The sequence below is a fragment of the Streptomyces sp. NPDC001492 genome (assembly GCF_053597275.1).
Map to the genome: position 1 here is coordinate 241,074 of NZ_JBSFHW010000009.1, position 24,449 is coordinate 265,522.

25 protein-coding genes and 2 pseudogenes are annotated in these 24,449 nt (G+C 71.9%); 16 read left to right on the forward strand and 11 right to left on the reverse strand.

Annotated features, from left to right (window positions below; translation table 11 throughout):
• Nucleotides 1–53 precede the first annotated feature (53 nt).
• Entirely contained in the window at nt 54–872 is an 819-nt protein-coding gene (locus ACWC1K_RS14880) for an alpha/beta hydrolase (protein ID WP_450831438.1), read from the forward strand.
• Between the two features lie 517 nt (nt 873–1,389).
• On the opposite strand, the gene ACWC1K_RS14885 is transcribed toward ACWC1K_RS14880, so the two are convergent.
• The 3 genes from ACWC1K_RS14885 to ACWC1K_RS14895 form a co-directional block, all read right to left on the reverse strand.
• A complete protein-coding gene (locus ACWC1K_RS14885) occupies nt 1,390–2,904 on the reverse strand; it encodes an amidohydrolase (protein WP_450831440.1) in 1,515 nt (504 codons plus the stop codon).
• Between the two features lie 41 nt (nt 2,905–2,945).
• Entirely contained in the window at nt 2,946–3,599 is a 654-nt protein-coding gene (locus ACWC1K_RS14890; protein WP_450831442.1) for a hypothetical protein, read from the reverse strand.
• Between the two features lie 129 nt (nt 3,600–3,728).
• The gene (locus tag ACWC1K_RS14895; RefSeq protein WP_450831444.1) at nt 3,729–5,570 is read right to left on the reverse strand and encodes a glycoside hydrolase family 15 protein; all 1,842 of its coding nucleotides are present in this window, start codon (nt 5,568–5,570) and stop codon (nt 3,729–3,731) included.
• 253 nt (nt 5,571–5,823) lie between these two features.
• Here ACWC1K_RS14895 and ACWC1K_RS14900 point away from each other — a divergent pair, with 253 nt between their 5' ends.
• Complete coding sequence (locus ACWC1K_RS14900) at nt 5,824–6,705, forward strand: SIS domain-containing protein (protein WP_450831446.1); 882 nt, start codon at nt 5,824–5,826, stop codon at nt 6,703–6,705.
• A gap of 31 nt (nt 6,706–6,736) precedes the next feature.
• Complete coding sequence (locus tag ACWC1K_RS14905) at nt 6,737–7,597, forward strand: class II fructose-bisphosphate aldolase (protein WP_450831448.1); 861 nt, start codon at nt 6,737–6,739, stop codon at nt 7,595–7,597.
• Here the strand turns inward: ACWC1K_RS14905 and ACWC1K_RS14910 are convergent, their stop codons facing one another.
• Nucleotides 7,598–8,731 (reverse strand): methyltransferase, encoded by a 1,134-nt coding sequence (locus ACWC1K_RS14910; RefSeq protein WP_450831493.1) that lies wholly within the window; start codon nt 8,729–8,731, stop codon nt 7,598–7,600.
• Between the two features lie 68 nt (nt 8,732–8,799).
• On the opposite strand from ACWC1K_RS14910, the gene ACWC1K_RS14915 reads away from it, so the two are divergent.
• The 6 genes from ACWC1K_RS14915 (at nt 8,800) to ACWC1K_RS14940 (ending at nt 13,886) form a co-directional block, all read left to right on the forward strand.
• On the forward strand, nt 8,800–9,441 hold the full coding sequence (locus tag ACWC1K_RS14915; RefSeq protein ID WP_450831450.1) for an alpha-ketoglutarate-dependent dioxygenase AlkB family protein: 642 nt from the start codon (nt 8,800–8,802) through the stop codon (nt 9,439–9,441).
• 36 nt (nt 9,442–9,477) lie between these two features.
• Entirely contained in the window at nt 9,478–10,719 is a 1,242-nt protein-coding gene (locus ACWC1K_RS14920) for an ROK family protein (RefSeq protein WP_450831452.1), read from the forward strand.
• A gap of 392 nt (nt 10,720–11,111) precedes the next feature.
• A complete protein-coding gene (locus tag ACWC1K_RS14925; protein ID WP_450831453.1) occupies nt 11,112–11,228 on the forward strand; it encodes a two-component response regulator in 117 nt (38 codons plus the stop codon).
• A 25-nt stretch (nt 11,229–11,253) separates the two neighbouring features.
• Nucleotides 11,254–11,709: an RpiB/LacA/LacB family sugar-phosphate isomerase gene (locus ACWC1K_RS14930; RefSeq protein ID WP_450831454.1), complete on the forward strand. Its 456-nt coding sequence runs from the start codon at nt 11,254–11,256 to the stop codon at nt 11,707–11,709.
• Nucleotides 11,710–11,781: 72 nt separating this feature from the next.
• Nucleotides 11,782–12,933: a PfkB family carbohydrate kinase gene (locus ACWC1K_RS14935; RefSeq protein ID WP_450831456.1), complete on the forward strand. Its 1,152-nt coding sequence runs from the start codon at nt 11,782–11,784 to the stop codon at nt 12,931–12,933.
• Nucleotides 12,930–13,886 carry a pseudouridine-5'-phosphate glycosidase gene (locus ACWC1K_RS14940; protein ID WP_450831457.1) on the forward strand — a complete coding sequence of 319 codons (957 nt, stop codon included), beginning with the start codon at nt 12,930–12,932 and terminating at the stop codon, nt 13,884–13,886. The genes ACWC1K_RS14935 and ACWC1K_RS14940 overlap by 4 nt, the downstream gene beginning before the upstream one ends.
• Nucleotides 13,887–13,901: 15 nt before the next feature.
• Here ACWC1K_RS14940 and ACWC1K_RS14945 read toward each other — a convergent pair.
• A pseudogene (locus ACWC1K_RS14945) lies at nt 13,902–14,060 on the reverse strand (transcriptional regulator); the annotation flags it as partial.
• A gap of 165 nt (nt 14,061–14,225) precedes the next feature.
• Nucleotides 14,226–14,822, reverse strand: coding sequence for a DUF308 domain-containing protein (locus ACWC1K_RS14950; protein WP_450831459.1), 597 nt, complete (start codon nt 14,820–14,822; stop codon nt 14,226–14,228).
• Nucleotides 14,823–15,034: 212 nt separating this feature from the next.
• Here ACWC1K_RS14950 and ACWC1K_RS14955 point away from each other — a divergent pair, with 212 nt between their 5' ends.
• From ACWC1K_RS14955 to ACWC1K_RS14965, 3 genes are all read left to right on the forward strand, one after another.
• Entirely contained in the window at nt 15,035–16,216 is a 1,182-nt protein-coding gene (locus ACWC1K_RS14955; RefSeq protein WP_450831460.1) for a sensor histidine kinase, read from the forward strand.
• Nucleotides 16,213–16,875: a response regulator transcription factor gene (locus ACWC1K_RS14960; protein WP_450831461.1), complete on the forward strand. Its 663-nt coding sequence runs from the start codon at nt 16,213–16,215 to the stop codon at nt 16,873–16,875. Before ACWC1K_RS14955 ends, ACWC1K_RS14960 begins: the two co-directional genes overlap by 4 nt.
• A gap of 122 nt (nt 16,876–16,997) precedes the next feature.
• Nucleotides 16,998–17,525, forward strand: coding sequence for an SMI1/KNR4 family protein (locus tag ACWC1K_RS14965; protein ID WP_450831463.1), 528 nt, complete (start codon nt 16,998–17,000; stop codon nt 17,523–17,525).
• A gap of 9 nt (nt 17,526–17,534) precedes the next feature.
• On the opposite strand, the gene ACWC1K_RS14970 is transcribed toward ACWC1K_RS14965, so the two are convergent.
• The 5 genes from ACWC1K_RS14970 to ACWC1K_RS14990 are packed head-to-tail and all read right to left on the reverse strand — an operon-like array spanning nt 17,535 to nt 20,446.
• Entirely contained in the window at nt 17,535–17,930 is a 396-nt protein-coding gene (locus tag ACWC1K_RS14970) for a tautomerase family protein (protein ID WP_450831464.1), read from the reverse strand.
• A gap of 22 nt (nt 17,931–17,952) precedes the next feature.
• Nucleotides 17,953–18,864 (reverse strand): phosphotriesterase family protein, encoded by a 912-nt coding sequence (locus ACWC1K_RS14975; RefSeq protein WP_450831466.1) that lies wholly within the window; start codon nt 18,862–18,864, stop codon nt 17,953–17,955.
• Nucleotides 18,858–19,442, reverse strand: coding sequence for a DUF4865 family protein (locus ACWC1K_RS14980; protein ID WP_450831468.1), 585 nt, complete (start codon nt 19,440–19,442; stop codon nt 18,858–18,860). The genes ACWC1K_RS14975 and ACWC1K_RS14980 overlap by 7 nt, the downstream gene beginning before the upstream one ends.
• Before the next feature lie 11 nt (nt 19,443–19,453).
• Complete coding sequence (locus tag ACWC1K_RS14985; RefSeq protein ID WP_450831470.1) at nt 19,454–19,864, reverse strand: (R)-mandelonitrile lyase; 411 nt, start codon at nt 19,862–19,864, stop codon at nt 19,454–19,456.
• A 12-nt stretch (nt 19,865–19,876) separates the two neighbouring features.
• On the reverse strand, nt 19,877–20,446 hold the full coding sequence (locus tag ACWC1K_RS14990; protein WP_450831472.1) for a TetR/AcrR family transcriptional regulator: 570 nt from the start codon (nt 20,444–20,446) through the stop codon (nt 19,877–19,879).
• Nucleotides 20,447–20,634: 188 nt separating this feature from the next.
• Between ACWC1K_RS14990 and ACWC1K_RS14995 the strand changes: the two genes are divergently transcribed.
• The 4 genes and pseudogenes from ACWC1K_RS14995 to ACWC1K_RS15010 all read left to right on the forward strand — a co-directional run.
• Nucleotides 20,635–20,922 (forward strand): SHOCT domain-containing protein, encoded by a 288-nt coding sequence (locus tag ACWC1K_RS14995; RefSeq protein ID WP_450831473.1) that lies wholly within the window; start codon nt 20,635–20,637, stop codon nt 20,920–20,922.
• Nucleotides 20,919–21,668: an ABC transporter ATP-binding protein gene (locus tag ACWC1K_RS15000; protein WP_450831475.1), complete on the forward strand. Its 750-nt coding sequence runs from the start codon at nt 20,919–20,921 to the stop codon at nt 21,666–21,668. Before ACWC1K_RS14995 ends, ACWC1K_RS15000 begins: the two co-directional genes overlap by 4 nt.
• A complete protein-coding gene (locus ACWC1K_RS15005) occupies nt 21,665–24,226 on the forward strand; it encodes an ABC transporter permease (protein WP_450831476.1) in 2,562 nt (853 codons plus the stop codon). The genes ACWC1K_RS15000 and ACWC1K_RS15005 overlap by 4 nt, the downstream gene beginning before the upstream one ends.
• Before the next feature lie 3 nt (nt 24,227–24,229).
• Nucleotides 24,230–24,449: pseudogene (locus ACWC1K_RS15010) on the forward strand (hypothetical protein); the annotation flags it as partial.

Consider the following 24,449-nt stretch of genomic DNA (forward strand, 5'->3'; position numbering starts at 1 on the left):
GCATGCCTCTCGGCGCCCGTCGACCGACCCCGAACCGGCGGAAGGACCCGATCATGGCCGGCACTGCCCCACCCGTCGTCTTCATCCACGGCCTCTGGCTGCACCCGACTTCCTGGGCACCCTGGCAGGAGCTGTTCGAGGCCGCGGGCCACCGGACTCTCGCGCCCGGCTGGCCCGGCGTCGCCGAGACCGTCGAACTCGCCCGGGCCAACCCGGACTCGATCGCCGACCGCGGCATCGACGACGTCGTGGAGCACTACGCGGCCGTCATCGACGAGCTGCCCGAACGTCCCGTCCTCATCGGCCACTCCTTCGGCGGGATGATCGCTCAGAAGCTGCTCGGCCAGGACCGCGCGGCGGCCGCGATAGCCATCGACGCGGCCCAGATCAAGGGCGTGCTCCCGCTGCCGCTGTCGGCACTGCGCTCCACCTTCCCGGTCTTCGTCAACCCGGCCAACCGGCACCGCGCGGTGTCGCTCACCGCCGAGCAGTTCCGCTTCGCCTTCGGCAACGCGGTGGCGGCCGAGGAGTCCGACGCGTTGTACGGACGCTGGACCATTCCGGCGCCGGGCAAGCCTCTGTTCGAGGCCGCCGCGGCCAACTTCTCCCCACACTCGCCGGCCAAGGTCGACACGGGCAACGAGGCCCGCGGCCCACTGCTGCTGATCATGGGCGGCCGCGACCACACCGTCCCTGAAGCCGTCACCAAGGCCACGCTCAAGCAGTACCGGGATTCGACGGCGGTGACCGAACTGGTGGAGTTCGCCGACCGTGGCCACTCGCTCACCGTGGACAGCGGCTGGCGGGAGGTCGCGGACGCCTGCCTGACATGGCTCGGCAAACAGGGGTTGCAGCCGGACACCGCGCCCTGAGGAAGCGGTACGACACCTCAGCTCACCCGGAGCACGACCTTCCCCCGGCGGTGCTCCCGCTCCAGCGCCGCATACGTCGCCGGCGCATCCGCAAGCCCGGCTCGTGTCGGGCGGGCGACGACGCTGACGGGCACGCCCCCGGCCCGCAGCACCTGCCAGGAGCGGGTCTGGCTGTCGCCGCCGACCGGACGGCGACGAGCACCTTGCCCGGCCCGGGCACCGGCCGGGGTGCGACCTCGTGGACGAGCTGCTGCGGCCCGCCGCGCGAGTGCCCGCGGACCGCGAGCATGGAGCCCGTGGTGTCCACGAGAGCTCCCTTCGCCGGGCGCGTGCCGATGGGGCGGGCGTACACGCGATCTCGTCGATCGCCGTACCTGACCATGTTCGTCCTCGTGGCGCGGCGCGGCTTGAGTCGGATGACTGAGCCGGCTGCCGACCCTGCTGATCAGCCATGAGCGCAAGGGCCCAGAGTTCCGGGACCAGCCACGAAGGGGCCTGTAGGGAACGCCGTTCGCCGTCACTGCGGCCCGTGCGTCCACCGCCCGCCCAGCATGGTGGCGTGCACCGGCATCTCCCGCAGGGTGCGCGCGTCCGCCTCCGCGGGGTCCACGTCCACGACCACCAGGTCGGCCGCGTCGCCGACCCGCAGCTGTGAGCGTCCCCGCGCCGACGCCGCGAGTGCCGCCGTCACCGGGATCCGCTGCTCGGGGTGCCAGGCGGGCCGCTCGTCGGCCGTACGGTGTACGGCCGCCGCGATGCCCAGCCAGGGGTCGAGCGGGGAGACGGGAGCATCGGAGCCGAACTCCAGCCGGGCCCCGGACGCCAGCAGGTCGCCGTAGGCGAAGGCGCGCCCGGTGCGCCCGGCCCAGTGCCGGTCGGCCACATCGCGGTCGTCGGTGGCGTGCGCGGGCTGCACTCCGGCGATGACGCCCAGTTCCGCGAACCGCGGCACATCGGCCGCCGTCAGCAGCTGGGCGTGCTCGATGCGACCCCGGCAGCCGACGTCCGCGAACGCGTCGAGCGCGAGGGTGTTGGCCCGGTCGCCGATCGCGTGCACCGCGGGCTGGACGCCATGGGCGGCGGCACGCCGCATCAGACGGACCAGCTCCTCGTACGCGGTCTCCTGGATGCCGTACGCCTCCTTCGTTCCCTCAAGTCCCGGGTAGGGGTCGCGGCACAGCGCCGTCCGCGTGTTGAGGGAACCGTCCGTGAACAGCTTGAGCGGGCCGACCTGGACCAGGCCGCCGGTGCCGGGCAGAAGGTCACCCGTCGACAGCCCGCGCTCAAGGACAGCGTCCAGGTGCCGGGGGTAGACGGCTGCCTGCACCCGCACGGCGGGCGCCGCACTCGCCGCCCGTCGGCTCCAGTCCGCGAGGTTGTCGGAGAAGTGGAAGTCGATGATGCCCGTCACGCCCCGCGCTGCCGCATCCCGGCACGCCCGCGCCACCCACTGGTCGAGGACCCCGTCGGGCACCTCGGGCAGTGCCCGCATGACCTCGAAGCACTCGTGCTCGCGCAGCAGTCCCGTGGCATGGCCGCCGCGGCCCACCAGCGCCAGGCACGCCGAGTTCAGCCACACGGCATGCAGATCGGCGCTGATGAGCGCGACCGGCCGGCCCGGGCACACGGAGTCGAGCAACGCCTTGTGGGGCGTGTCCGGCCACAGGCCGTCCCGGAAACCCTGCCCCATGACCATCTCGTCGGCGGGCAGACCGGCCGCGTGCAGACGCACGGTGTCAGCGACCGCCCGCGCGGACTCCAGCCCGGCGAGATCGACCCGATGACGGTTGCCGGCCCACTGCGCCGCGTGCACATGGGCGTCCCACAGGCCCGGCAGCACGGTCCGCCCGTCCATGTCGAGCACCGGGCCGCCGAGGTCCCTCTCCACCTCGACGGCGACGACCCGGCCGTCCGCGATGCGCACACTGCCCAGCGGGCCACCGGCGCCCAACCGCACTCGGGAGAGCGTCAGCGCGGGCGGGGCGTCGAGTTCGTCCGCGGCGGGGCCGGGTATGCCGTCGAGGCTCGTCATCGGGGCTCCAGTGGTGAGATCCCGGGGATCGGCTTCCGAGGCTACGCGGCGACGGAGTCGCGCAGGCGGGTGGAGCTCCGGTAGGTGGAGATGCCCACGGCCAGCAGCCAGTAGCTCAGGATCGCTCCCATCAGAGCGGTCGTGCCCCAGCCGTTCGCCGCGTAGAAGTGCGCGGGTGTGTTGCCGAAGAACAGGGAGGGTACGAAGGCCAGGTTGATCGCGGCCAGGACGTAGGCCGACCGGCTGATCCAGCGGGGCAGGACGTCGGTGCGCGCGACGACGTAGCCGACCGCCGTCAGGAACAGGCCCAGCATCAGCCGGGAGATCGACCCGTAGAGGATGTACGTGCCGTTGACCGTGATGGTCGGATCGATCGGATGGTCGGTGGCGATGACCGCGCCGGCCTCCAGCCCCATGGAGACCAGGGTGATCGTCGCGTAGACCAGCCCTGTGGCGGAGGCGATCGCACCTGCCCACTCGTAGCCGGGATGCGTGCGCCTGACCAGTTCACGGAAGGCCGTCACGAACACGACCAGGCAGGCGAGGGCGACGATTCCGAGCAGCAGCCGGGCGAGCACGTTCGCGTCCGGCGGCGGGCCCGAGTAGACGAAGTACAGGGGTACTTCGACGATGAGTGCGGCCGCGGCGGCGATGCCGGCGACGCCCGTCAGGCGCCTGGCGAAGGTTTCGGTCATGGGTGTTCCCCCGAGTCCGTGAAGTGGATTCAGCGTCGGGCTGTGTGCCGACGTCATGAATCCTTCCGGTCGCGGGTCCCGCCGTCGCTGGGCCTGAGCACCGGATCCACGGTGTCCTCAGCACCACCCTCAGCCCAGGGCCTTGTCCAGGTTGAAGGCCGCGCTGATGAGCGCGAGATGGGTGAACGCCTGCGGGAAGTTGCCCTGTTGCTCACCGGTTTGGCTGATCTCCTCGGCGTACAGGCCCAGATGGTTGGCGTAGGTGAGCATCTTCTCGAAGGCGAGGCGTGCCTCGTCGATGTGGCCGGCGTGGACCATGGCCTCGACGTACCAGAACGAGCAGATGGAGAACGTGCCCTCGTCGCCGCGCAGCCCGTCGGGGCTGGCCATCGGGTCGTAGCGGTAGACCAGGGAGTCGGACACCAGGTCGTGGGTGAGCGCGTCGAGGGTGGAGAGCCACTTGGGGTCGGTGGGGGCGATGAACTTCGTCAGCGGCATCATCAGGACGGCCGCGTCGAGTACGTCCTCGCCGTCCTCGTGCTGGACGAACGCCTGCCGGGTCTCGGACCAGCCCCGCTTCATGATCCGCCGGTAGATCGTGTCGCGGGACTCGCGCCAGCCGGGCAGGTCGGCGGGCAGACCGCGGCGGTTGGCCATGCGGATGGCCCGCTCGATGGCGACCCAGCACATCAGACGGGAGTACAGGAAGTTCTTGCGGCCGCCGCGGGTCTCCCAGATGCCCTCGTCGGGCTGGTCCCAGTGCCGGCACACCCATTCCACCAGCGTGCACACGTCGTCCCACTGGGCGCTGGAGATGGGCTTGGCCCATTTGTCGTAGAGGTAGATCGAGTCGATCAGCGCGCCGTAGATGTCGAGCTGGAGCTGGTCGGCGGCCGCGTTGCCGATCCGTACCGGCGCGGAGCCCTGATGACCCTCCAGGTGGTCGAGTTCGAGTTCGGTGAGGTCGGTGCGCCCGTCGATGCCGTACATGATCTGAAGGGGTGCGGAGGTGCCGTCGGCCGACGGGCTGACGTGCCGGGTCAGGAAGTTCATGAACGCCTCGGCCTCTTCGGTGAAGCCGAGCCGCAGCAGCGCGTAGACGGCGAAGGCGGCGTCGCGCACCCACACGTACCGGTAGTCCCAGTTGCGTTCGCCGCCCAGCTGCTCGGGCAGGCTGGTGGTCGGCGCGGCCACGATCGCGCCGGTGGGCGCGTAGGTGAGCAGCTTCAGGGTGAGGGCGGAGCGGTGCACCATCTCCCGCCAGCGGCCACGGTACTTGGACGCCGACAGCCAGCGCCGCCAGTACGCCACCGTCGTGCCGAACTGCTCCTCCGCCTCCAGTTTCGCGCAGCGGCGCGGCTGCACGTCGCCGCCGACCTGGTCGAGCGCGAACACCGCGGTCTCGCCCTCGGAGAGCTTGAAGTCGGCCTGTACGTCCGGTCCGTCGACCTCCAGCGGCACGGTCGCCGTCAGCGCGAGCGACAGCTCCTCGGAGGCGAACACCGCGACCTCGCCGACCAGGCGCACGGTGTGCGGCCGGGTGCCGTAGTCGAAGCGCGGGGCCACCCGGGTGCGGAACGGGATGGAGCCGCGCACGCACACCACCCGCCTGATCAGGCGGTGCCGCTCGGTCTCGACGTCGCCGCCGTTCAGGGGCATGAAGTCCTGCACCTCGCCGACGCCGTCCTCGGTGAAGAACCGGGTGATCAGCACATTGGTGTCGGGGAAGTAGAACTGCTTGGTCTTGGCCGGCACGGACGCCGCCAGCTCGTAGGAGCCGCCGCGCTCCGCGTCCAGGATCGCCGCGAAGACGCTCGGCGCGTCGAAGGCCGGGCAGCAGTACCAGTCGATGGTGCCGTCGGTGCCCACCAGGGCCACGCTGCGCAGATCGCCGATCAGTCCGTGCTCGGCGATCGGCAGATACCGGGGAACGGCCCCCGGGACGCCCTGGTCGATCGCTCCTGAGCTCATCGCAGCCTCCCTGCCCCGACCCGCGTCCGCGCTCCCAGCCTAGGCCGAATCAACCGGCCGGGCGTGTGGATCGCGAGGGCCGGGGCGCACTGTCGGGAGTCAGCCCCTGACGACCGCGATCCCCGCCTGCTCGAAGCGGCAGCGGTGGTGCCATGCGCCCACATGCTTGATTGTGCTCGAAAGGTAGCGATATCTTGCAAGAACAATCACGCGGCGGAGCAGGACCAGAAATCGAAGCAGGGGAGGGCCCGGCATGACGCATGTCGAGGACGAGCTGACCAGCCAGCCCGAGTGCTGGATACGGGCCGCGTCGGAGGCGGACCGGCACCGCGAAGCGCTCCCGGCGCCGGGGGAGCGGGTCGCGATCGTCGGGTGCGGCACCTCGTACTTCATGGCGCAGGCGGCCGCCGCACTGCGCGAGGGCGCGGGGCAGGGCGAGACGGACGCCTTCGCCGCCTCCGAGCTCCCCCACGGCCGCTCGTACGACCGTGTCGTGGCCCTCACCCGCTCCGGCACCACCACCGAAGTCCTCGACCTGCTCGGCCAGTTGAGAGGACGCACGCGAACGACGGCGATCACCGCCGACCCGGACACACCGGTCATGGCGGCCGCCGACGACCTCGTCGTCCTCGACTACGCGGACGAGCGGTCCGTCGTACAGACGCGGTTCGCGACGACCGCGCTGACCCTGCTCCGCGCCCATCTGGGCCTGCACTCCGACGCCGTCGTCGCCGACGCCCGCACCGCTCTCGCGACCCCGTTGCCCGAAGGGCTCGTCGCCTGCACGCAGTTCACCTTCCTGGGCCGGGGCTGGACGGTGGGCCTCGCCAACGAGGCGGGGCTGAAGATGCGCGAGGCCTCACTCGCCTGGACCGAGGCCTACCCGGCGATGGAGTACCGGCACGGCCCCATCAGCATCACCACCCACGGCACGGCGACCTGGATGCTCGGCGAAGCCCCCGAGGGCCTGGCCGCGCAGGTGCGCGCCACCGGCGGGCTGTGGATCGCGGGCGGCCTCGACCCGCTCGCCGAACTGGTCCGCGCCCAGCGCCTCGCGGTCGCCGTCGCCGCGGCCCGCGGCCTCGACCCCGACCAGCCGCGCCACCTCACCCGCTCGGTGATCCTCGCTCCCTGACGCACCCACGAAACGCCCGAAGGGAGAAGCCGTGCCCCTCGTCACCACCGGCGAACTGGTCACCCGGGCCGCCGCCGAGCACTCCGCCGTCGCCGCCTTCAACATCATCACCCTCGAACACGTCGAGGCCGTCATCGCCGGCGCCGAGTCCGCAGAGGCGCCCGTCGTCCTCCAGGTCAGCGAGAACGCCGTCACATTCCGCTGCGGACGGCTGTTCCCGCTCGCCCGCGCGGCCGCCGTCGCCGCCGAACGCGCATCGGTGCCCGTCGCGCTGCACCTCGACCACGTCCAGAGCGACGACCTCCTGCGCCAGGCGGCGGACGCCGGATTCAGCTCCGTGATGTACGACGCGGCCCGTCTGCCCTACGAGCAGAACCTCGCCGCGACCCGGGCCGCCGTCGACTGGGCGCATGCCCAAGGCCTCTGGATCGAGGCCGAGTTGGGGCAGGTCGGCGGCAAGTCGGGCGAGCCCCCGCTGGACGCCCACGCGCCCGGCGCCCGCACCGACCCCGCCGAGGCCCGCGCCTTCGTCGCGGACTCCGGGGTGAACGCCCTCGCCGTCGCCATCGGCAGCACCCACGCCATGACCACCCGCACCGCCAGCCTCGACCACGACCTCCTCAAACGCCTGTCGGCCGCCCTGGGCGTACCACTCGTCCTGCACGGTTCCTCGGGTGTACCGGACCACGAACTCGCCGCGGCGGTCGCGGGCGGCATCGCCAAGGTGAACGTCGGCACGGCCCTCAACATCGCCATGACGGCCGCGATCCGCGACTTCCTCGCCGCCCATCCGGACGCGGTCGACTCACGCACATACCTGAGCGCGGCAAGGGAGGCGATGGTGGGGGCGGTGACCGGGATCATCCGGACCGTCGGCCGGCCCGCCGCCTGATCACTTCCTGACGGCCTTCAGCACCACGAACTTCGGGTCACTGGCGACCAGTTGACTGTTGCCGAACACCTTGCGCAGCTTCACGTGATACCCCAGGTGCCGGTTGCCGACCACCCACATCTCGCCGCCGGGACGCAGCACGCGCCGAGCCCCGGTGAACATCCGCCACGCCGTCGTGTCGGTCGTCGCCTGGTGCGAGTGGAACGGCGGATTGCTCAGGACGAGGTCGACACTCCCGTCCGGCAGTCCCGCCAGCCCGTCCCCGACCCGGAACTCCGCGTGCCCCGGCACCCCGTTCGCCTTGTACGTCGCCTCCGCCGAGGCCACCGCCTGGAACGACTCGTCCACGAACAGCACTTCGGCCGACGGCTCGGCCACCGCCACCGCCGTCCCGACCACCCCGTTGCCGCAGCCCAGGTCCACCACCCGCCGGCCGCCGAGCGCGGCCGGCAGGTGCTGCAGGAAGAAGCGGGTGCCGATGTCGAGGCGGTCGGCGCAGAAGACGCCCGCGTGGTTGACCACGGTGCGCCCGGAGACCGGGCCGATGCCCTCGGGCAGCGCGTAGCTGTACGGCCACGGGTTCGCGGGCCGCTCCAGGGCGGTGTCCGGCGTGCAGAAGATCAACCGGGCCTTCCGCTCGGCCAGCGAGGTGCGGGTCGGCCCCAGGATCCGCTCGAACAGCTGCAGCGTCGAGGTGTGGATCTCCTTCACCATTCCGGAGCCGACGACGACCGTCCCCTCGTGCACCGCGGGCGCCAGCCGCAGCAGCTGCTCCTCCAGGAGCGCAAGGCTCTTGGGCACCCTGACCAGGAGGACGTCGATGCGGTCCGGCGGCGGATCCTGCGTGGTCAGCAGCCGTACGGCACCGGTCTCGACGCCCGCCCGGGCCAGGTTCGCGCGGGTCGCCTCCTGGGCGAGGAACGAGTCGGTGATCTGCACGGGCCGGTGCGCCGCGAGCGCGGTGACCAGGGCGCCCCAGCGGTCGCCGAGGACCACGACCGTGCCGGACAGCGGGACCTGCTCTGCCGCCAGATGCCTGAGCAGGTACTCGTCGGAGGCGTCCCAGGCACGCAGCCTCTCGCGCGGGTCCTCGGGGAAACGGGCCAGCGCGAGCTCGCCCCACGGCGTCGTCATACGGTCGTTCATCGTGCGTCAAGGCTAGCCGAGCCGCAGCTCACGGCCGGTGGGGGAGGATGGGTGACATGGATGCCGAGCTGTTCCCACGGGAGCGCACGGAGGTCGCGCCCGGCGCATTGCACGTGCCCGGCTGGCTGGCCGCGGACGCGCAACGCGAGCTGCTGGACGCCTGCCGCGCGTGGGCGCGCCCGCCGGCCGGCCTGCGCACGGTGCGCACGCCCGGCGGCGGCACGATGACCGCCCGGCAGGTCTGCCTCGGCCGGCACTGGTACCCGTACGGCTATGCCCCCACGGTGGTCGACGGTGACGGCGCTCCGGTGAAGCCGTTCCCGGCCTGGCTGGGCGAAGTCGGCCGACGTGCGGTACTGGAGACACTCGGCGAACCGGCGGCACCGTACGACATCGCACTGATCAACTTCTACGACGCCGAGGCCTGCATGGGCATGCACCGCGACAGCGACGAGAAGTCGGACGCACCGGTGGTCTCCCTGAGCCTCGGCGACCGCTGCGTCTTCCGCTTCGGCAACACAGGGACCCGCACGAAGCCGTACACGGATCTCGAGCTGCGCAGCGGCGATCTGTTCGTGTTCGGCGGACCGTCCCGCCTCGCCTACCACGGTGTGCCGCGGGTGTACGCGGGCACCGCGCCCGCGGAGTTGGGGCTGACAGGGCGGCTGAACATCACGCTTCGGGTCAGCGGCCTGTAGCCCGGCGTAACTGCGGATCATGGGAGACTCGCCCTCATGAGCGGCAAGGCGGACCCCCGGCCGACGGGGGAAGGGAGCACCTCGAGGACGCGGTTGGACCGGGGGCGTGGTGCGCTCGGGCCCGCGTTGGAGCTCGTGCACACCGGGCGGGCGCCCACGAGGGCGGTGCTCACCGCCGAGCTCGGCGTCACGCGGGCCACGGCCGGCGCGGTCGCGGCGGAACTGGAGGCGCTCGGGCTGATCCGGGTCGACGCCCGGCCCGGCGCGGCGGCCGGCTCGCAGGGCAGGCCCTCGCACCGGCTCGCGGTCGCCGAGGAGGGCCCGGTCGTCCTCGCCGCCCAGGTGCACGCCGACGGGTTCCGGGCGGCGCTGGTGGGTCTCGGCGGCCGCATCGTCACCACCGCTCCCGGCTGCGAGACCGTCGACGCCGACCCGGCGAAGGTCCTCGGCTCGGTCGTGGAGGCGGGCGCCGAGCTGCTGCGCTCGACGGGGCGGCGCTGCGTCGGCGCCGGGCTCGCCGTACCCTCCGCGGTCGCCGAACCGGACGGCCTGGCCCTCAACCCCCTGCACCTGGCGTGGCCCGCCGGCGCGCCGGTCCGCCGTATCTTCGGGGAGTGCGTGCGGGAGGCGGGAATCACCGGGCCCGCCTTCGCCGGCAACGACGTCAACCTCGCCGCCCTCGCCGAGCACCGGCACGGGGCGGGCCGCGGCGCCCGGGAGCTGCTGTGCGTGGCCACCGGGCACCGGGGCGTGGGCGGTGCGCTGGTCCTGGACGGCCGTCTGCACACGGGCAGTTCGGGCCTGGCCCTGGAGGTCGGCCACCTCACCGTCAACCCCGAGGGCCGTCCCTGCCACTGCGGCAGCCGCGGCTGCCTCGACGTCGAGGCCGACCCGCTGGCCCTGCTCACGGCCGCGGGCCGCGACCCCGGCCCCGAGGTCAACCTCCTGCGGCAGGCCAACGACCTGATCCGCCACCACTACGACGACCCCGCCATCCGCACCGCCGCCGAGGCCCTCATCGACCGACTCGGCCTCGGCCTCGCGGGCCTGGTCAACATCCTCAACCCCGACCGCATCATCCTCGGCGGCCTCCACCGCACCCTCCTGGACGCCGACCCCGAGCGTTTGCACGCCGTCGTAGCCGACCGCAGTTTGTGGGGCCAGAGCGGCGGCGTCCCCATCCTGGCCTGCACCCTCGACCACAACAGCCTTGTCGGCGCCGCCGAGTTGGCGTGGCAGCCGGTCCTGGACGATCCGCTGGGGGCGCTCGCCCGGTGAGGCCGCGCGCACCTGCGCGGACAGCCGGATCTCCGCCGGGTCGCGTCCGACGCCCCCGAAACGCACGCCTCCTTGCGTGTCCTCGTGCCGCCCGAGCAGGGGCACCCACCCGTTCCCGCCGGCGCCTACGACGCGGCCGCGCAGCTCCTCGCCGTGGAGGCGGGCGTGAAGACCCACCCGCCACGCGCGCGTGCACCTCGCCGCCGTGCTGTGGCTCACCCTGCGCGCCGCCCGGCTGGGGGAGGGGGCCGCGGGAGCAGCGCACCATCGCCGTCGCCGTCGAGGAGACCGCACCGGGCGAGCTGCCGGCCGTCTTCGGCCGGGCCTTCGCCCTCAGCGCACGCGAGCGCGAACTGCTCGGCCTGCTCACCAAGGGCGGCGACAGCCACACCGTGGCGCGCAGCATCTACGTCACCGAACACACCGTGCAGGACCACCTCAAGTCCGTGTTCGCGAAGACCGGCACGCACAACCGACGGGACCTGCTCACCCGCGCACTGGGGGCGTGAGCCCGGCGGAGTTAGGCTCCGGAACATGCGGATCTCCGTTTCCTCGGACATGGACGAACCCGTGGCGCGCTCGCTCGTCGCGGAACTGGGCAGGCGCGGCCACGAGGTCGTGCCCCATGGGGCGCTGCGCCCCGGGGACGACTCCCAGTGGGCCGTGTGCTCGGAGGCCGCGGCCCGCGAGGTCGCCGAGGGGAGCGCCGACCAGGCGGTCGTGTGCTGCTGGACCGGCACGGGCGCGTCCATCGCCGCCAACAAGGTCCCCGGCGTACGGGCTGCCCTGTGCACCGACGCGTACACGGCGGACGGCGCCCGCCGCTGGAACGACGCCAACGTGCTGGCGCTCAGCCTGCGCCTGACCTCCGAGCCGCTGCTCAAGGAGATCCTCGACGCCTGGTTCGCGGCGCAGCCCAGCCAGGACGCCGAGGACCGGCAGAACGTGGAGCGCGTGGGACGCCTCGATGCCGGAAGGGCTGCCGGCTGAGGACGCGCCCCTCTCAGGACCCCGACGATCACCTCTTGCTTACTCCAGTAAAGGCCCTTTAGTTTAGTCAGCATGATGTTGACCCAGCGGGAGCGCGAGATCATCGCGCTGCTGCGCCGCGACCCGCTGGCCGGGCCGCAGGCGATCGCCGACGCCCTCGGCAGCACCCGGGCCGCGGTGAACGTGCATCTGTCCAACCTGGGCAAGAAGGGCGCCATCCTCGGTCGCGGCTACATCCTCCGCGAGGAGAACGCGGTCGTGGTCGTGGGCGGGGCCAACGTCGACGTGAAGGTGCGCAGCCTCGCTCCCGTACGGCAGCGGACCAGCAACCCGGGGCGGGCCGGCACCACTGCGGGCGGTGTGGGCCGCAACATCGCGGAGAACCTCGCGCGGCTGGGTACCCCGACCCATCTGATCGCCGCCGTCGGCCGGGACGCGGCGGGCGAGCGCCTCCTCGCCGACACCGCGGCGGCCGGGGTGCGCCTCGACCACGTGCACCGCAGCCCTCACCCGACCGGGACGTACACGGCGGTCCTCGACGCCGACGGGGACCTCGTCGTGGCGGTCGCGGACATGGCGGCCACCGAGGCTCTGGCACCCGAGGACCTGCACCCGGCCCGCGAGCTGATCGCCCACGCGGACATGCTGGTCCTGGACGGCAATCTGCCCGCCGAGGTGCTGGCCCACGCCATGGACGTCGCGCAGCCCGCCGCCGTACCGGTGGTGATCGACCCGGTCAGTGCCCCCAAGGCCGCCCTGCTCGGGCCACTGCTCACCGCCCGGCGCCCTGTCTTCGCTCTCACTCCGAACCTCGACGAACTACGGGCCCTGCTCGGGCACCCCGTCGGTGACAGCGAGGCCGAGGTGACGGCCGCCGCCGGAACGCTGCACGCCCGCGGGGTGCGCCATGTGTGGGTACGGCTCGGCGCGCGCGGCAGCGTGCTGAGCACCGCGGGCGAGGGGGCGGCCTTCCTGCCCGCACCGCCCGCGGAGGTCGCCGACGTCACCGGCGCCGGGGACGCGATGCTCGCCGCGTTCGTCCACGCCCTGCTGGCCGGCGGCGACCCGGTGGACGCCGCCCGCTACGGGCACGCGGCCGCGGCCCTGACGGTGCAGAGCCCGGCGACGGTGCGCCCCGACCTGACCCCGCGTCTGATCGAGGACGCGCTGACCGACCCGACCGAACCGAACCACCTGAACGATCCGATGCGGAGCCAGAGATGACCACGCCCACCCCCGCCCCGACTCCCGCGACCCCCGTCCCGCATCCGCGTCTGGTGCTGACCGACGAGGTCCGCGAGGCGCTGCGCGACGGGCGTCCCGTCGTGGCGCTGGAGTCGACGATCATCAGCCACGGCATGCCGTACCCGCAGAACGTGCAGATGGCCGTGGAGGTCGAGCAGATCATCCGCGACGGCGGCGCCGTCCCCGCGACGATCGCCGTCCTGCACGGCCGACCCCACATCGGGCTGACCCAGGCGGACCTGGAACTCCTCGCGACCGCGCCGGACGTCACCAAGGCCAGCGTCCGCGACCTCGCGTACGTCATCGCGCGCGGCACCCACGGCGCGACGACCGTCGCCGCGACCATGCGGCTGGCCGCCCTCGCCGGCATCCGTACGTTCGTCACCGGCGGCATCGGCGGGGTGCACCGCGGTGCGCCCACGACGTTCGACATCAGCGCGGACCTGACCGAACTGGCCGCGACCGGCGTCGCGGTGATCAGCGCGGGCGTCAAGAGCATCCTCGACATCGGGCTGACCCTGGAGACCCTGGAGACGCTCGGCGTCCCGGTCCTCACCTACGGCACGGACGAGTTCCCGGCGTTCTACTCCCGCCGCAGCGGCTTCACCTCGCCCATGCGCGTGGACTCGCCCGCCGAGATCGCCGCCGTGATGCACGCCCGCTGGGACCTCGGCATCCCCGGAGGCGTCAGCATCGCCAACCCCGTGCCCGAGGACGAGGAGGTCCCGGCCGAGCGCATGGACGGCGTCATCGCCCAGGCCCTGACCGAGATGGACAAGGCCGGCATCACCGGCAAGGACACCACCCCCTACCTCCTCGGCCGGATCGTCGAACTCACCGGCGGCGAGAGCCTGCGCACCAACATCGCCCTGGTCAAGAACAACGCCAGGCTCGGCGCACGCATCGCCGTCGAGTACGCCAAGCTGGGCTGAGCCCCGCGCCGCCGCTCACAGGCTCCACAGCGCCGCCACCAGCGGCCGCCGCAGATCCGCCCGCCGTACGCACAGCCCGATCGGGAACTGCTCCGGCGGCGGATCCGCGGGAACCACCGCCGGCCGGTCGCGCACCGCGCTGTGCTCCAGTACCAGCCGGGGGACCACGCCCGTGGCCCGGCGGACAAAGCCCTGTTGGCGGCCTTTGACACCCATCCGGTGCACGAGACCCTGGCCGCGGCGGCGAAACTACGGCCGTCCGTGGACATCACCAGATCACTGAACGCGTACGACCGCTGATCCGGCGCGGGCCGGTGCGGTGGCTCCGGCGGTCGGTGGTCAATGCTTTTCGCGTCGGCCGCGGATGCTCAGGGCGATGACGGAGACGAGGAACCAGAAGGCACCGAAGGCCGAGTAGCCGGCGACGGAGGACAGGCTGCTCGTCGCCGAGGCGGACATGGCAGCGAAGGAGGCACCGGCGAGGACGGACAGCCCGCCGCTGATGACCATGGGCCACTGGGCACCGACGGTGCGTCGGCGCCGGATCGCCACGACGAGCTGGATCGCTCCGGAAACGAGGGCCCAGATGCCGAACACGAGCAGGGCCGTCCCGACGGTGGAGAAGACGGCGATGATCATCGCGACGGCGGTGGCGACGCCGACAGCCATGTTGGCGGTACCGACGCGGTCCGTGGAGCCGCTGCCGGCCGTGCGACGCTCGAGGAGCGTGGCGACGACGTCCCACAGGGGGTAGACGACCAGCAGTACGGCCGCGATCGCCGTGGGCCTGTCCGTCGACACGAGCGAGGCGGAGGTCGTGACGACGAGTGCCACCCAGATCAGGGAGAAGGCGACTCGGATCAGGTAGAGGGATCGGAGCCCGGAGAGCGTCGTCGGGGTCGTGGTCGTACTCGACGTCACGGTGGTCTGAGTCATCGGGTGTCCCGTTCGGTGATGGTGATGGTGTGAGACGGTCGCCTCGATGAGGAGTCTCAGCGGCCTCGGGAGGGACCGCGTACTTCGAACGAAGTAGTTCTGCCATCCACCTCGAATCGAACGAGTTCTGCCGACTCCGTCGCCCGGACCGGGCTCGCCCTCTACATCGTTCGAAGTACACGGCCGCAGCACCTGTGCACGAGAATCGGGCCATGGGCAAGGCGCAGAACAATCACGACGGTCCCGTGGCACCCCTGTGGGTCCGCCGCCCGGAGGTGCTGCACCTCGTCGCCTATGCGGTGGCCGCGCTGGTGTTCACCGGCCAGATCGTGGCAGTGATCCTGCGAGGGTCGGACTGGCCGACGGCCCTCTCCGTGCTCCTCGCCGGTGGCGGGGTCGCCCTGTCATGGTGGCGGCCGTGGGCAGGACTGGTCGTGGCGAGCGCGGCGTCCTTCGCCGTCACAGCGGTGGGCCACGACCCCCTGTCGGTGTGGATGATCGCGGTGCTCGTGCTGTTCTCGGTCACCCTCAGGGGAAAGCAGCCGCTGGTCGGAACCGGCATCGTGGCGGCGTTCTTCCTCGGGGCGTTCATGACGCTGGGAGGATTCCGCGGCGGCGCGATCGTGGGAGCCGCCGCACTCTTCTCAGCCGTGGCGGGAGGTGCGACAGGGGCCGCGCTGCACATCCATCGAGAGCACTGGCGCACTCTGGAGGAACGGGCGGAGAGTGCCATCGCCACCCGCGAGATCGAAGCCACCCGACGGGTGACGGAGGAACGACTCCGCATCGCCCGGGACCTCCACGACGTCATCGGTCACCAGGTCGCGATGCTGAGCATGCATCTCGGTGCCGCGGAGATCGGGCTGCCCGAAGAGGCGGAGTCCGCCCGGCAGGCCCTTGTCTCAGCCAGGTCCAGCGCCCGCACCGTCGTCGTCGAGACGCAAAGGATCCTCACGCTCCTCCGCCTCCAAGACGTGATCTCCGACGACGAGGCGCTCCGGCCGACCCCGGCGCTCAGCGGTCTGGAGGGCCTGGTCGCCTCCTTCGAGAGCATCGGCCTCGACGTCCGGCCCTCCATCGACATCCCCGCCGGTTTCGTGGAACCCAGCGTCGGTGTCACGGTCTACCGGGTCGTTCAGGAAGCACTCACGAATGCCTACCGGCATGGAGAGGGGGCGGCAACGGTGGATGTGCGCGAGCGCGACGGCAGGATCTGCGTCACCGTCGAGAACCGCGTCGGTCACTCACTGCGCGGATCCGGCTCGGGCAGCGGACTCGGACTCGTGGGGATGCGTGAACGTGTCGAGTCCTCCAGCGGGCGACTGACGATCGACAGCGGCGATGGGCGATTCCGGGTCCATGCGGAATTCAGCCCTCTGGGAGCCGCCGTATGAGCACGCGGATTCTGATCGTCGACGACCAGGCCGAGATCAGGGCCGGGATCCGGGCGATGCTTCGGCTCGACCCGAGTCTCGTGGTCGTGGCTGATCTCTCCGATGGACTCCAGGTCGTCCCCTACCTGCGGGACCACCACGTCGACCTCGTCCTGATGGACATCCGTATGCCGGGCATCGACGGTGTCGAAGCCACCCGCCGGATCCGCGAAGAGCACCCACCCGAAGAGATGCGGGTGATCGTGTTGACCACTTTTGACCAGGACGACATCGTTCTCGCCGCCCTTCGCGCGGGGGCCAACGGTTTCCTCAGCAAGACCGTGAGCCCTGCTGAACTCGTCGCCGGAATCACCGAGGTCGTCGGCGGTGGCGGTGCGCTGTCGGCCGCCGCGACGGCCGCGCTCATCGGTCACATGACCCACAGTCCGCCCCCGGTGATCGACCAGGAACTGCTGCGCCGCTTCGCCGCTCTGACGCCCAGGGAGCGGGACGTGGTCGTCCTCGTCGCGAGCGGCCTCGGCAACGACGAGATCGCGGCCCAGATGTCCGTGTCGCCGTTCACCGTGAAGACCCATGCGGTGCGGGCCATGACGAAGGTCGGCGCACGTGATCGAGCGCAACTCGTCTCGTTCACCTTTCGCGCCGGCCTCTACCCCTGAGCCTGCCGGGCTGAACGCCGCGCCTGCCGAGCAGGGCCTGCGCCATGGCAGGGCGGACGAGCTCTTCCTGAGGGCGACAGCGCCCCAGGGACGTTGTCAGTGGTGCCGATTAGCCTGCACCCATGATCGAGACGACCGGCGACGACCGCCGACTTCCGCCCGCCCTGGCCGCCGTGGCCGGGGTGGAGTTCGACTACGACGACGGCGAGGGCATCGACTTCGAGCCCTACGAGGCCTTCGACTCCGCGGAGGAGACCACCGACTGGATCCGCCACTGGACCGGCAACCACGAACTGGACGGCGACGCCTACCGGGTCTTCGGACAGGACGGCACCGGAGGCCTCGCCGCCCTCTGGTGCGCGCGGCCCGGGCGGCCCCTCGCCGAACAGCCCGTGGTGTTCCTGGGGTCGGAGGGGGAGCGGGGCGTCATCGCGGGCAACCTCTCCGACTTCCTGTGGGTGCTGGCCGACGGACTGGGCCCGATGGAGGTCATCGAGTACGAGCAGCGCGAGGCTCGCCCGAACTCGACGCTGGCCGAGCTTGCCGAGCGGCACGCCACCACCCCGCGCCGGACCGCCCGGGAGATCGTCGCCGAGGCGCAGGCCGAGTTTCCGGCCTTCTGCGAGGACCTGGACGAGCTCTGCCGTTGATGCGGCCGGTCAGGAACAGGCCGCGTCCAGGTACGGCGCCACCCCGTGACCGAGCGACCAGTCGGCCGGCCCGTTCTCGGTCACGGTGACGAAGACGTTCCGCGGCTCGGTGCCCGCGTGGGCCTGCGCGAGTTCGGCGATCCGCCGGTACAACGCCTGTTTCTGAGCAGCGGTGCGGCCGGAGCGCATGGTGATCGCGACATAGACGATGCCGTCGTCGCGCCGCACGCCGAGGTAACTGCCGTACCGCAGTGTGCTGTTGGCGCCGTCGTGCCCGACCAGGATCTGGAAGTGGTCGTCGGCGGGGATGCCGAGCGTCTCCACCAACGCCTCGTGCACGGCTCTGCCCAGCGCGTCCAGGCGTGCCGGATCGGTTCCCAGTGCGTCGATACGGACCAAGGGCATGGGCGGTGGTCCTCCGTTCCGCTCAGCGCCACTCGACGGCGAACGCCCGGGCGGGGTTCTCCGTGAGGACGCGGTTGATCAGTTCCTCGCCCAGCTCGCGCGCGAGACGTGGCCGGATCCTGCGCAGCAGATACGGCATCCCCGGCCCGCCGTCGACCGACCGCGCCCCGGCGACCACGGTGTCCCCGCCGAGCAGCAGCCGGTGTCCGAAACCCGCCTCCGCGAGGACGCGTACCGCGTCCGGCATGCGCCAGTCGGTGGCGTGGTGGGCACGGGAGGGGCCGTCGAACGCCAGCCAGCAGCCCGTCTCCGCGGCCTGCCGCTGGACCACGAGGTCGGGGGAGCGGTTGAGGTGGCCGAGGATCACACGCTCCGGCGGCACGCCCAACTCGCCGCACAGCAGGTCCAGTACGTCGAGTGCGCCCGTGCCCAGCTCCAGGTGGACGGCGATCGGCGCCCCCGTGGCGTGGTGGGCCTGGGCCGCCGCGGTCATGGTCCAGCGGGCGTGCGCGTCGAGGGCGTGGAAGCCGCCGGCCACCTTGACGAGGCCGGCGCGGACGCCCGAGGTGCCGATGCCTTCGGTGAGTTCGGAGACGAACACGTCGGCCAGCTTGCCACGCAGCTCGTCGAGCAACTCAGGCGTGTAGTGGGCGGCCTGGTGCAGTCCGGTCGCGCAGACCACGTGCACACCGGCCGCTCGGGACAGCAAGGGCAGATCGGCGGCCCGGCGCCCCATCCCCCAGGGCGTCCACTGGACGACGCTCGTCCCGCCCGCCGCCCGGAACGCCTCCAGCTCGGCCCGCGCGGCAGTGGCGTCGTTCAGCTCCTGGCCGGGCAATTGCGCGCTGCGGAGGAAGAGATGGTCGTGCGCGTCGCACACGCCCAGGTCCTCGGGCCGCACGTCCCCCAGCACCGTACGGACACTGCTCACCACTGCCGCCCGCGCGGCGACTTCTCACGTCCCGGCGCCGACATGTGCAGCACCTCGAACACATCGCCTTCGGCCTTCGGCGTGTCGTGTTCCCACAGTGAGAAGTGGACGAGCTCCCAGCGGCTGGAGTCCACAGCCGCCGCAGCGAGCACCGCGCCGTCCGCACCGGCCAGCCGCACGGTCTCCTGCGCCGCGTCCGCCATGACGTCGGCCAACACCACGCCCTCGGGCACCGGTTGACGCCGCCGTACCGCGAACCGCGCCGGTGAGCCGGGGGCGCCGCCCTCCTCGTACGCCAGGCCGGTCCACTGCCGCACCGACGGTCGCCCGAAGTCGTTGCTGAGCCCCTGGAAGGCGCCGCCCCACAGGAAGGTGTTCATGCCCTCGACGGTGTTCCACAGGTAGAACGGCGCGTACTGGTTGACCGGCGAGCCGTTCACCCCGCGCTCCCGCAGGAGATACGTCTTGAAGCCGAGGCCCTCCCAGTCGTCCAGCAGATGCCCGATGCGGGCGACACGGCTCCGGATGATGCCCGTGTCGTAGTCGGCGGGCAGCGTCAACTCGTACTGCATGGCGTGCATCGGATGCCTCCTCAGGCCGAAGAGCCGTTCGCGGGGTAGTCCTCGGGGCCGACGTGCGCGTCCCACTCCGTGGTGGTGCCGTCCTCGGCGGCCTCGACGACCGCGAGATGCGTCATGAAGGTGCGCGGCCCTGCGCCGTGCCAGTGCCACTCCTCCGGCTCGATCCACACGGTGTCGCCCGCGCGGATCAACTCCGGCGCGCCGCCCTTGCGTTGCACGAGCCCTTCGCCCTCCAGGACGTGCAACACCTGGCCGTGCGGATGGCGGTGCCAGGCGGTGTGGGCGCCGGGCGCGAAGTGGACGTTGAACATGCGCAGCCGGGAGGGGGCGGCGGGCGCGGCTATCTCGTCGAGCCACACCGAGCCGGTGAAGTTCTCCGCCGGGCCCTGGCGGGTGTCGGGGCGCTTCCTGGTGATGTGCACGGATCTGGACTCCTAACGCGGGGCGAGAAGGGAGAGCAGCCCTCGGACGCCGGCGTCGAAGGCGGTGGGTGAGCCGGAGGCGCGGGCGAGGACATAGCCGCCCTGGACGGTCGCGAGGACGGTCGCGGCGATCTCCTCGCCGTCCAGCGAGGGCGCGAACTGCCCCTGCTCCTTGCCCTCTTCGACGATCCCGGCGATCAGCTCACGGATCGCGTCGAGCGTGTCGTCGACCGGCGCGCGCAGCTCGTCGCTGGCGATGACGTCCGGATCCATCGTCAGCCGCCCGACGGGACAGCCGCGCAGCACGTCACGCTCGCGCCGCAGATACGCCTCGATGCGCTCGTACGGCGTTCCCGGGCCGCCCAGTACTCCCTCGGCGGTAGCCCGCAACTCCTCGGCCGTCCGCCGGATCGCCGCCAGCGCGAGATCCGGCTTGCCCCTGAAGTGGTGGTACATGCTGCCCTGTCCGGCGCCCGCGCGCTCCAGGATCGCCTTGGGGCTGGTGCCCACGTAACCGCGCTCCCACAGCAGCTCACGGGTGGACTCGATCAGCCGGTCCGAGGTGCTCTCCGAGGTGCTCATACGGAGACTGTACATACTAGTAGTTACAGAAGTCGAGCCCTTTGAGGAGCAGCGGACACGAGCCCGCGTACTCCCCGGGAGGTACGCGCACTGCCGCTGGCCGTACGACGACCCGGCCCCCTCCCCGGCGGGAGTCTCGAGCCATCACCGCAAGACGCACCACCGACCCACCCAGGAGATGACCCGAGATGCAGACCCTCGCAGACTGGCACGGCGGGCCCGGCCCGTGGATCCTCTTCTTCCCGCTGATCTGGGCGGCCGTCGTGATCGGCGTCGTGACCGTGCTGCGCCGCACCGCCTGGCGCGGCCGCAGCGGCCCGTGGCGGCCCATGCGGGACACCCGCCCCTCCGGCGACTCACCCCTTGCCGTACTCGGCCGCCGCTTCGCCTCCGGTGAGATCGACGAGGACGAGTACTGGCGCCGGCTGTCCGTGCTGGACGAGCAGTTCGGCCGCACCAAGGGCGGTGCCGCGTGACCACCACGACCGCCCTCCGCACGGCCGCCCGGGTCGTCGACGCCGTGAAGGTGTACGGCCGCGCCGACACCGAGGTGAGGGCCCTGGACGGGGTGAGCGTCGACTTCCCGGTCGGCCGCTTCACCGCGATCATGGGGCCCTCGGGCTCCGGAAAGTCCACCCTGATGCACTGCGCGGCCGGCCTCGACACGCTCAGCTCGGGGACCGCGTACATCGGTGACACCGATCTGGGCGGCCTCGACGACCGCCGCCTGACCCTGCTGCGCCGCGACCGCGTCGGCTTCGTCTTCCAGGCGTTCAACCTGGTGCCGACGCTGAGCGTCGCGGAGAACATCACGCTGCCGCTGGACCTCGCCGGCGGCAAGGGCGACCCCGAGTGGATCGAGGCGCTCATCGATGTCGTCGGTCTGCGCGACCGCCTGCACCACCGGCCCGCCGAACTCTCCGGCGGGCAGCAGCAACGCGTCGCCGTGGCACGGGCGTTCGCCGGGCGGCCCGACGTCGTCTTCGCCGACGAGCCCACCGGCAACCTCGACTCCCGCTCCGGCGAGGAGGTCCTCGGCCTGCTCGGCCGCGCCGTGCGCCAGACCTCCCGCACCGTCGTCATGGTCACCCACGACCCGGTCGCCGCCGCCCACGCCGACGAGGTCGTCTTCCTCGCCGACGGGCGCCTGGTCGACCGCATGGAATCCCCGACCGCCGACAGGGTCCTGGACCGCATGAAAGCCTTCGAGGTGCCCTCATGAACGCCGCCGTACGCCTGAGCGTGTCCTCCCTGCGCGCCCACAAGCGGCGCTTCGCCGGCACCTTTCTCGCCGTGTTCCTCGGCGTCGCCTTCCTGGCCGGCACCCTCGTCATGGGCGACACGCTGCGCGCCGGCTTCGGCGCGATGTTCGGCACCGCCACCAGCGGCACGGACGCCGTCGTCCGCAGCGCCGACGCCCTCACCACGCCCGGCGAGAGCCAGGGCGTGCGTCAGCCGGTCGACACTGCCCTGGTGAACACCCTCGAACGGGTACCCGGGGTCGCGGCCGCCGCACCCGACATCGAGGGCGCCGGCCAGCTCGTCGGCAAGAACGGCCAGCCCATCGGCGGCAAGGGCCCGCCCACCCTCGCCGGCAACTGGATCACCGACACCAAGCTCAACTCCTACCAGCTCGCCGAGGGCCGCGCCCCGCAGAGGTCGGGCGAGGTCGTCGTCAACCGCGGCGCCGCGAAAAAGGGCAATCTGAAGATCGGCGACACCACCACCCTCCGAACCCCCGACCCGGTCAAGGTGAGGATCGTGGGCCTGGCGACCTTCGGCGGCGAGGACGGCATGGCGCAGGTGACCTTCACCGGCATGACCCGCGCCGACGCCGAGAAGTACCTCACCGCCCGTCCCGGCGAGGCGGCGAGCATCAAGGTACGGGCGGGCCCCGGCGTCAGCGAGAAGGAACTCGTCGACCGCCTGACCCCCGTACTTCCCAAGGGAGTTGAGGCCATCACCGGTCAGGCGTCGGCCCAGGAGAACACCGACATGATCTCCAGCCAGTTCCTGACCCTCTTCACCACCTTCCTCCTCGTCTTCTCGGGCATCGCCCTCCTCGTCGCGACCTTCTCCATCCACAACACCTTCGCGATCGTGGTCGCCCAACGCACCCGCGAGAACGCCCTGTTGCGCGCCCTCGGCGCCTCCCGCCGCCAGGTCACCGCCACAACCCTGATCGAGGCCACCGCCGTAGCCGTGACCGCCTCGGCGGCGGGCCTCGCGGGCGGCATCGGCATCGCCGCCGGACTGCAGGCCCTGTTCCCGGCGATCGGATTCCCCTTCCCCGACGGCGACCTGGTCATCAGCGCCCTGTCCATGACGCTTCCGCTCACGGTGGGCATCGTGGTCTGCCTGGGCTCCGCGCTGCTGCCCGCCGCACGCGCCGGCCGCACCGCCCCGCTGGCCGCCCTGCGCGAGACGGTCGTCGACACCTCCGGCGCCTCCCGCACCCGCGCCGTCACCGGCATGGGCCTCGCCGCCCTCGCGGTTGCCACCACGCTCGGCGGAGTGCTCGTCTCACCGTCCCTCTGGATGGCGGGACTCGGCGCCGTACTGGCGCTGGTGGCGTTCGTGGTCCTCGGCCCGGTCGCCTCGACCACGGCCGTACGCATCCTCGGCGGCCCCCTCGACACACTCCGCGGCGTCACCGGCGGCCTCGCCCGCCGCAACGCCCTGCGCAGCCCCAGGCGGACGGCCGCCACCGCGAGCGCCCTGATGATCGGCGTGGCCGTCGTCTCCCTCTTCACCGTGTTCGGGGCCTCGCTGAAGGCCACCATGGACCAGACCGTGTCCCGGTCCTTCGCCGGCGACGTCGCCGTCAGCACACCGTCCTTCGGCGCTGGCGGCAGCGGTCTGAGCCCCCGGCTCGCCGGCGCGATACAACAACTGCCCGAGGTCGACACGGCCGTAGGCCTCGGCCGCGGAGTGGCGAAAGTCGACGGCAAGGGACGGGCCTTGACCGTCACCGACCCCGTCGCCCTGGCGCGCACCTTCGACCTCGGCAAGGTCGACGGTTCACTCCGCGCCCTCGGCACCGACGGCATCGCCCTCACCAGGGCGGAAGCCGACCAGCAACACCTCACCACGGGCGACAGGGCCCAACTCACCTTCACCGACGGCAAGAAGCAGACCTTCACCGTCCGAGCGGTCTACGGCCGGTCCGAACTCGCCGGCGACTACGTCATCACCCGCGCCGCCTGGGCCCCGCACCGCACCCAGGACTCCGACACCCTCGTCGCCGTCTCCTTCAAGGACGGCGTGAACACGGACGCGGGCAAGGCCGCCGTGCAGAAGGTCGCCGACCGCTACGGCAACCCCGAGGTCCAGACCCGCAGCGAGTACGCGCAGTCCTCGGCCGGCGGCATCGACATGATGCTCACCCTCGTCTACGCCCTGCTCGCCCTCGCGGTCCTCATCGCACTGCTCGGCATCGCCAACACCCTCACCCTGGCGATCCACGAACGCACCCGCGAACTGGGACTGCTCAGGGCCGTCGGCCAGACCCGCCCCCAACTGCGGGCCATGGTCCGCTGGGAATCGGTCCTCGTCGCCGCCTTCGGCACGGTCGGCGGACTCGGCCTCGGCGCCTTCCTCGGCTGGGTCCTGGTCAAGGCCTCGGACGGCGCCGGCGACAGCGCCTTCGCCTTCGCGATCCCGCCCGCACAGCTCGCGATCGTGGCCCTGGTGGGCCTGACAGCCGGCGCCCTCGCAGGCCTGCGCCCGGCCCGACGCGCGGCACGCCTGGATGTACTGCGCGCCATCGCCACGGAGTGATCGATGCCTGGCAACAAGGCCGTCGAGCCACCCTGCCCAACAGCACTTCGACGGCCACCTGCTCAACGGCACAGGCCCTCCGAGGCCCACCGCACCGCCGGACACCGGCCGGGAGGGAGCCGCAGGGGCATCCAGAACGCCACCAGCGGGAGTTACTTCGGCGGCCAGATCTGCGGACCCATCTACAAGGAGGTGATGGAGTTCGCACTGAAGACCCTTCAGG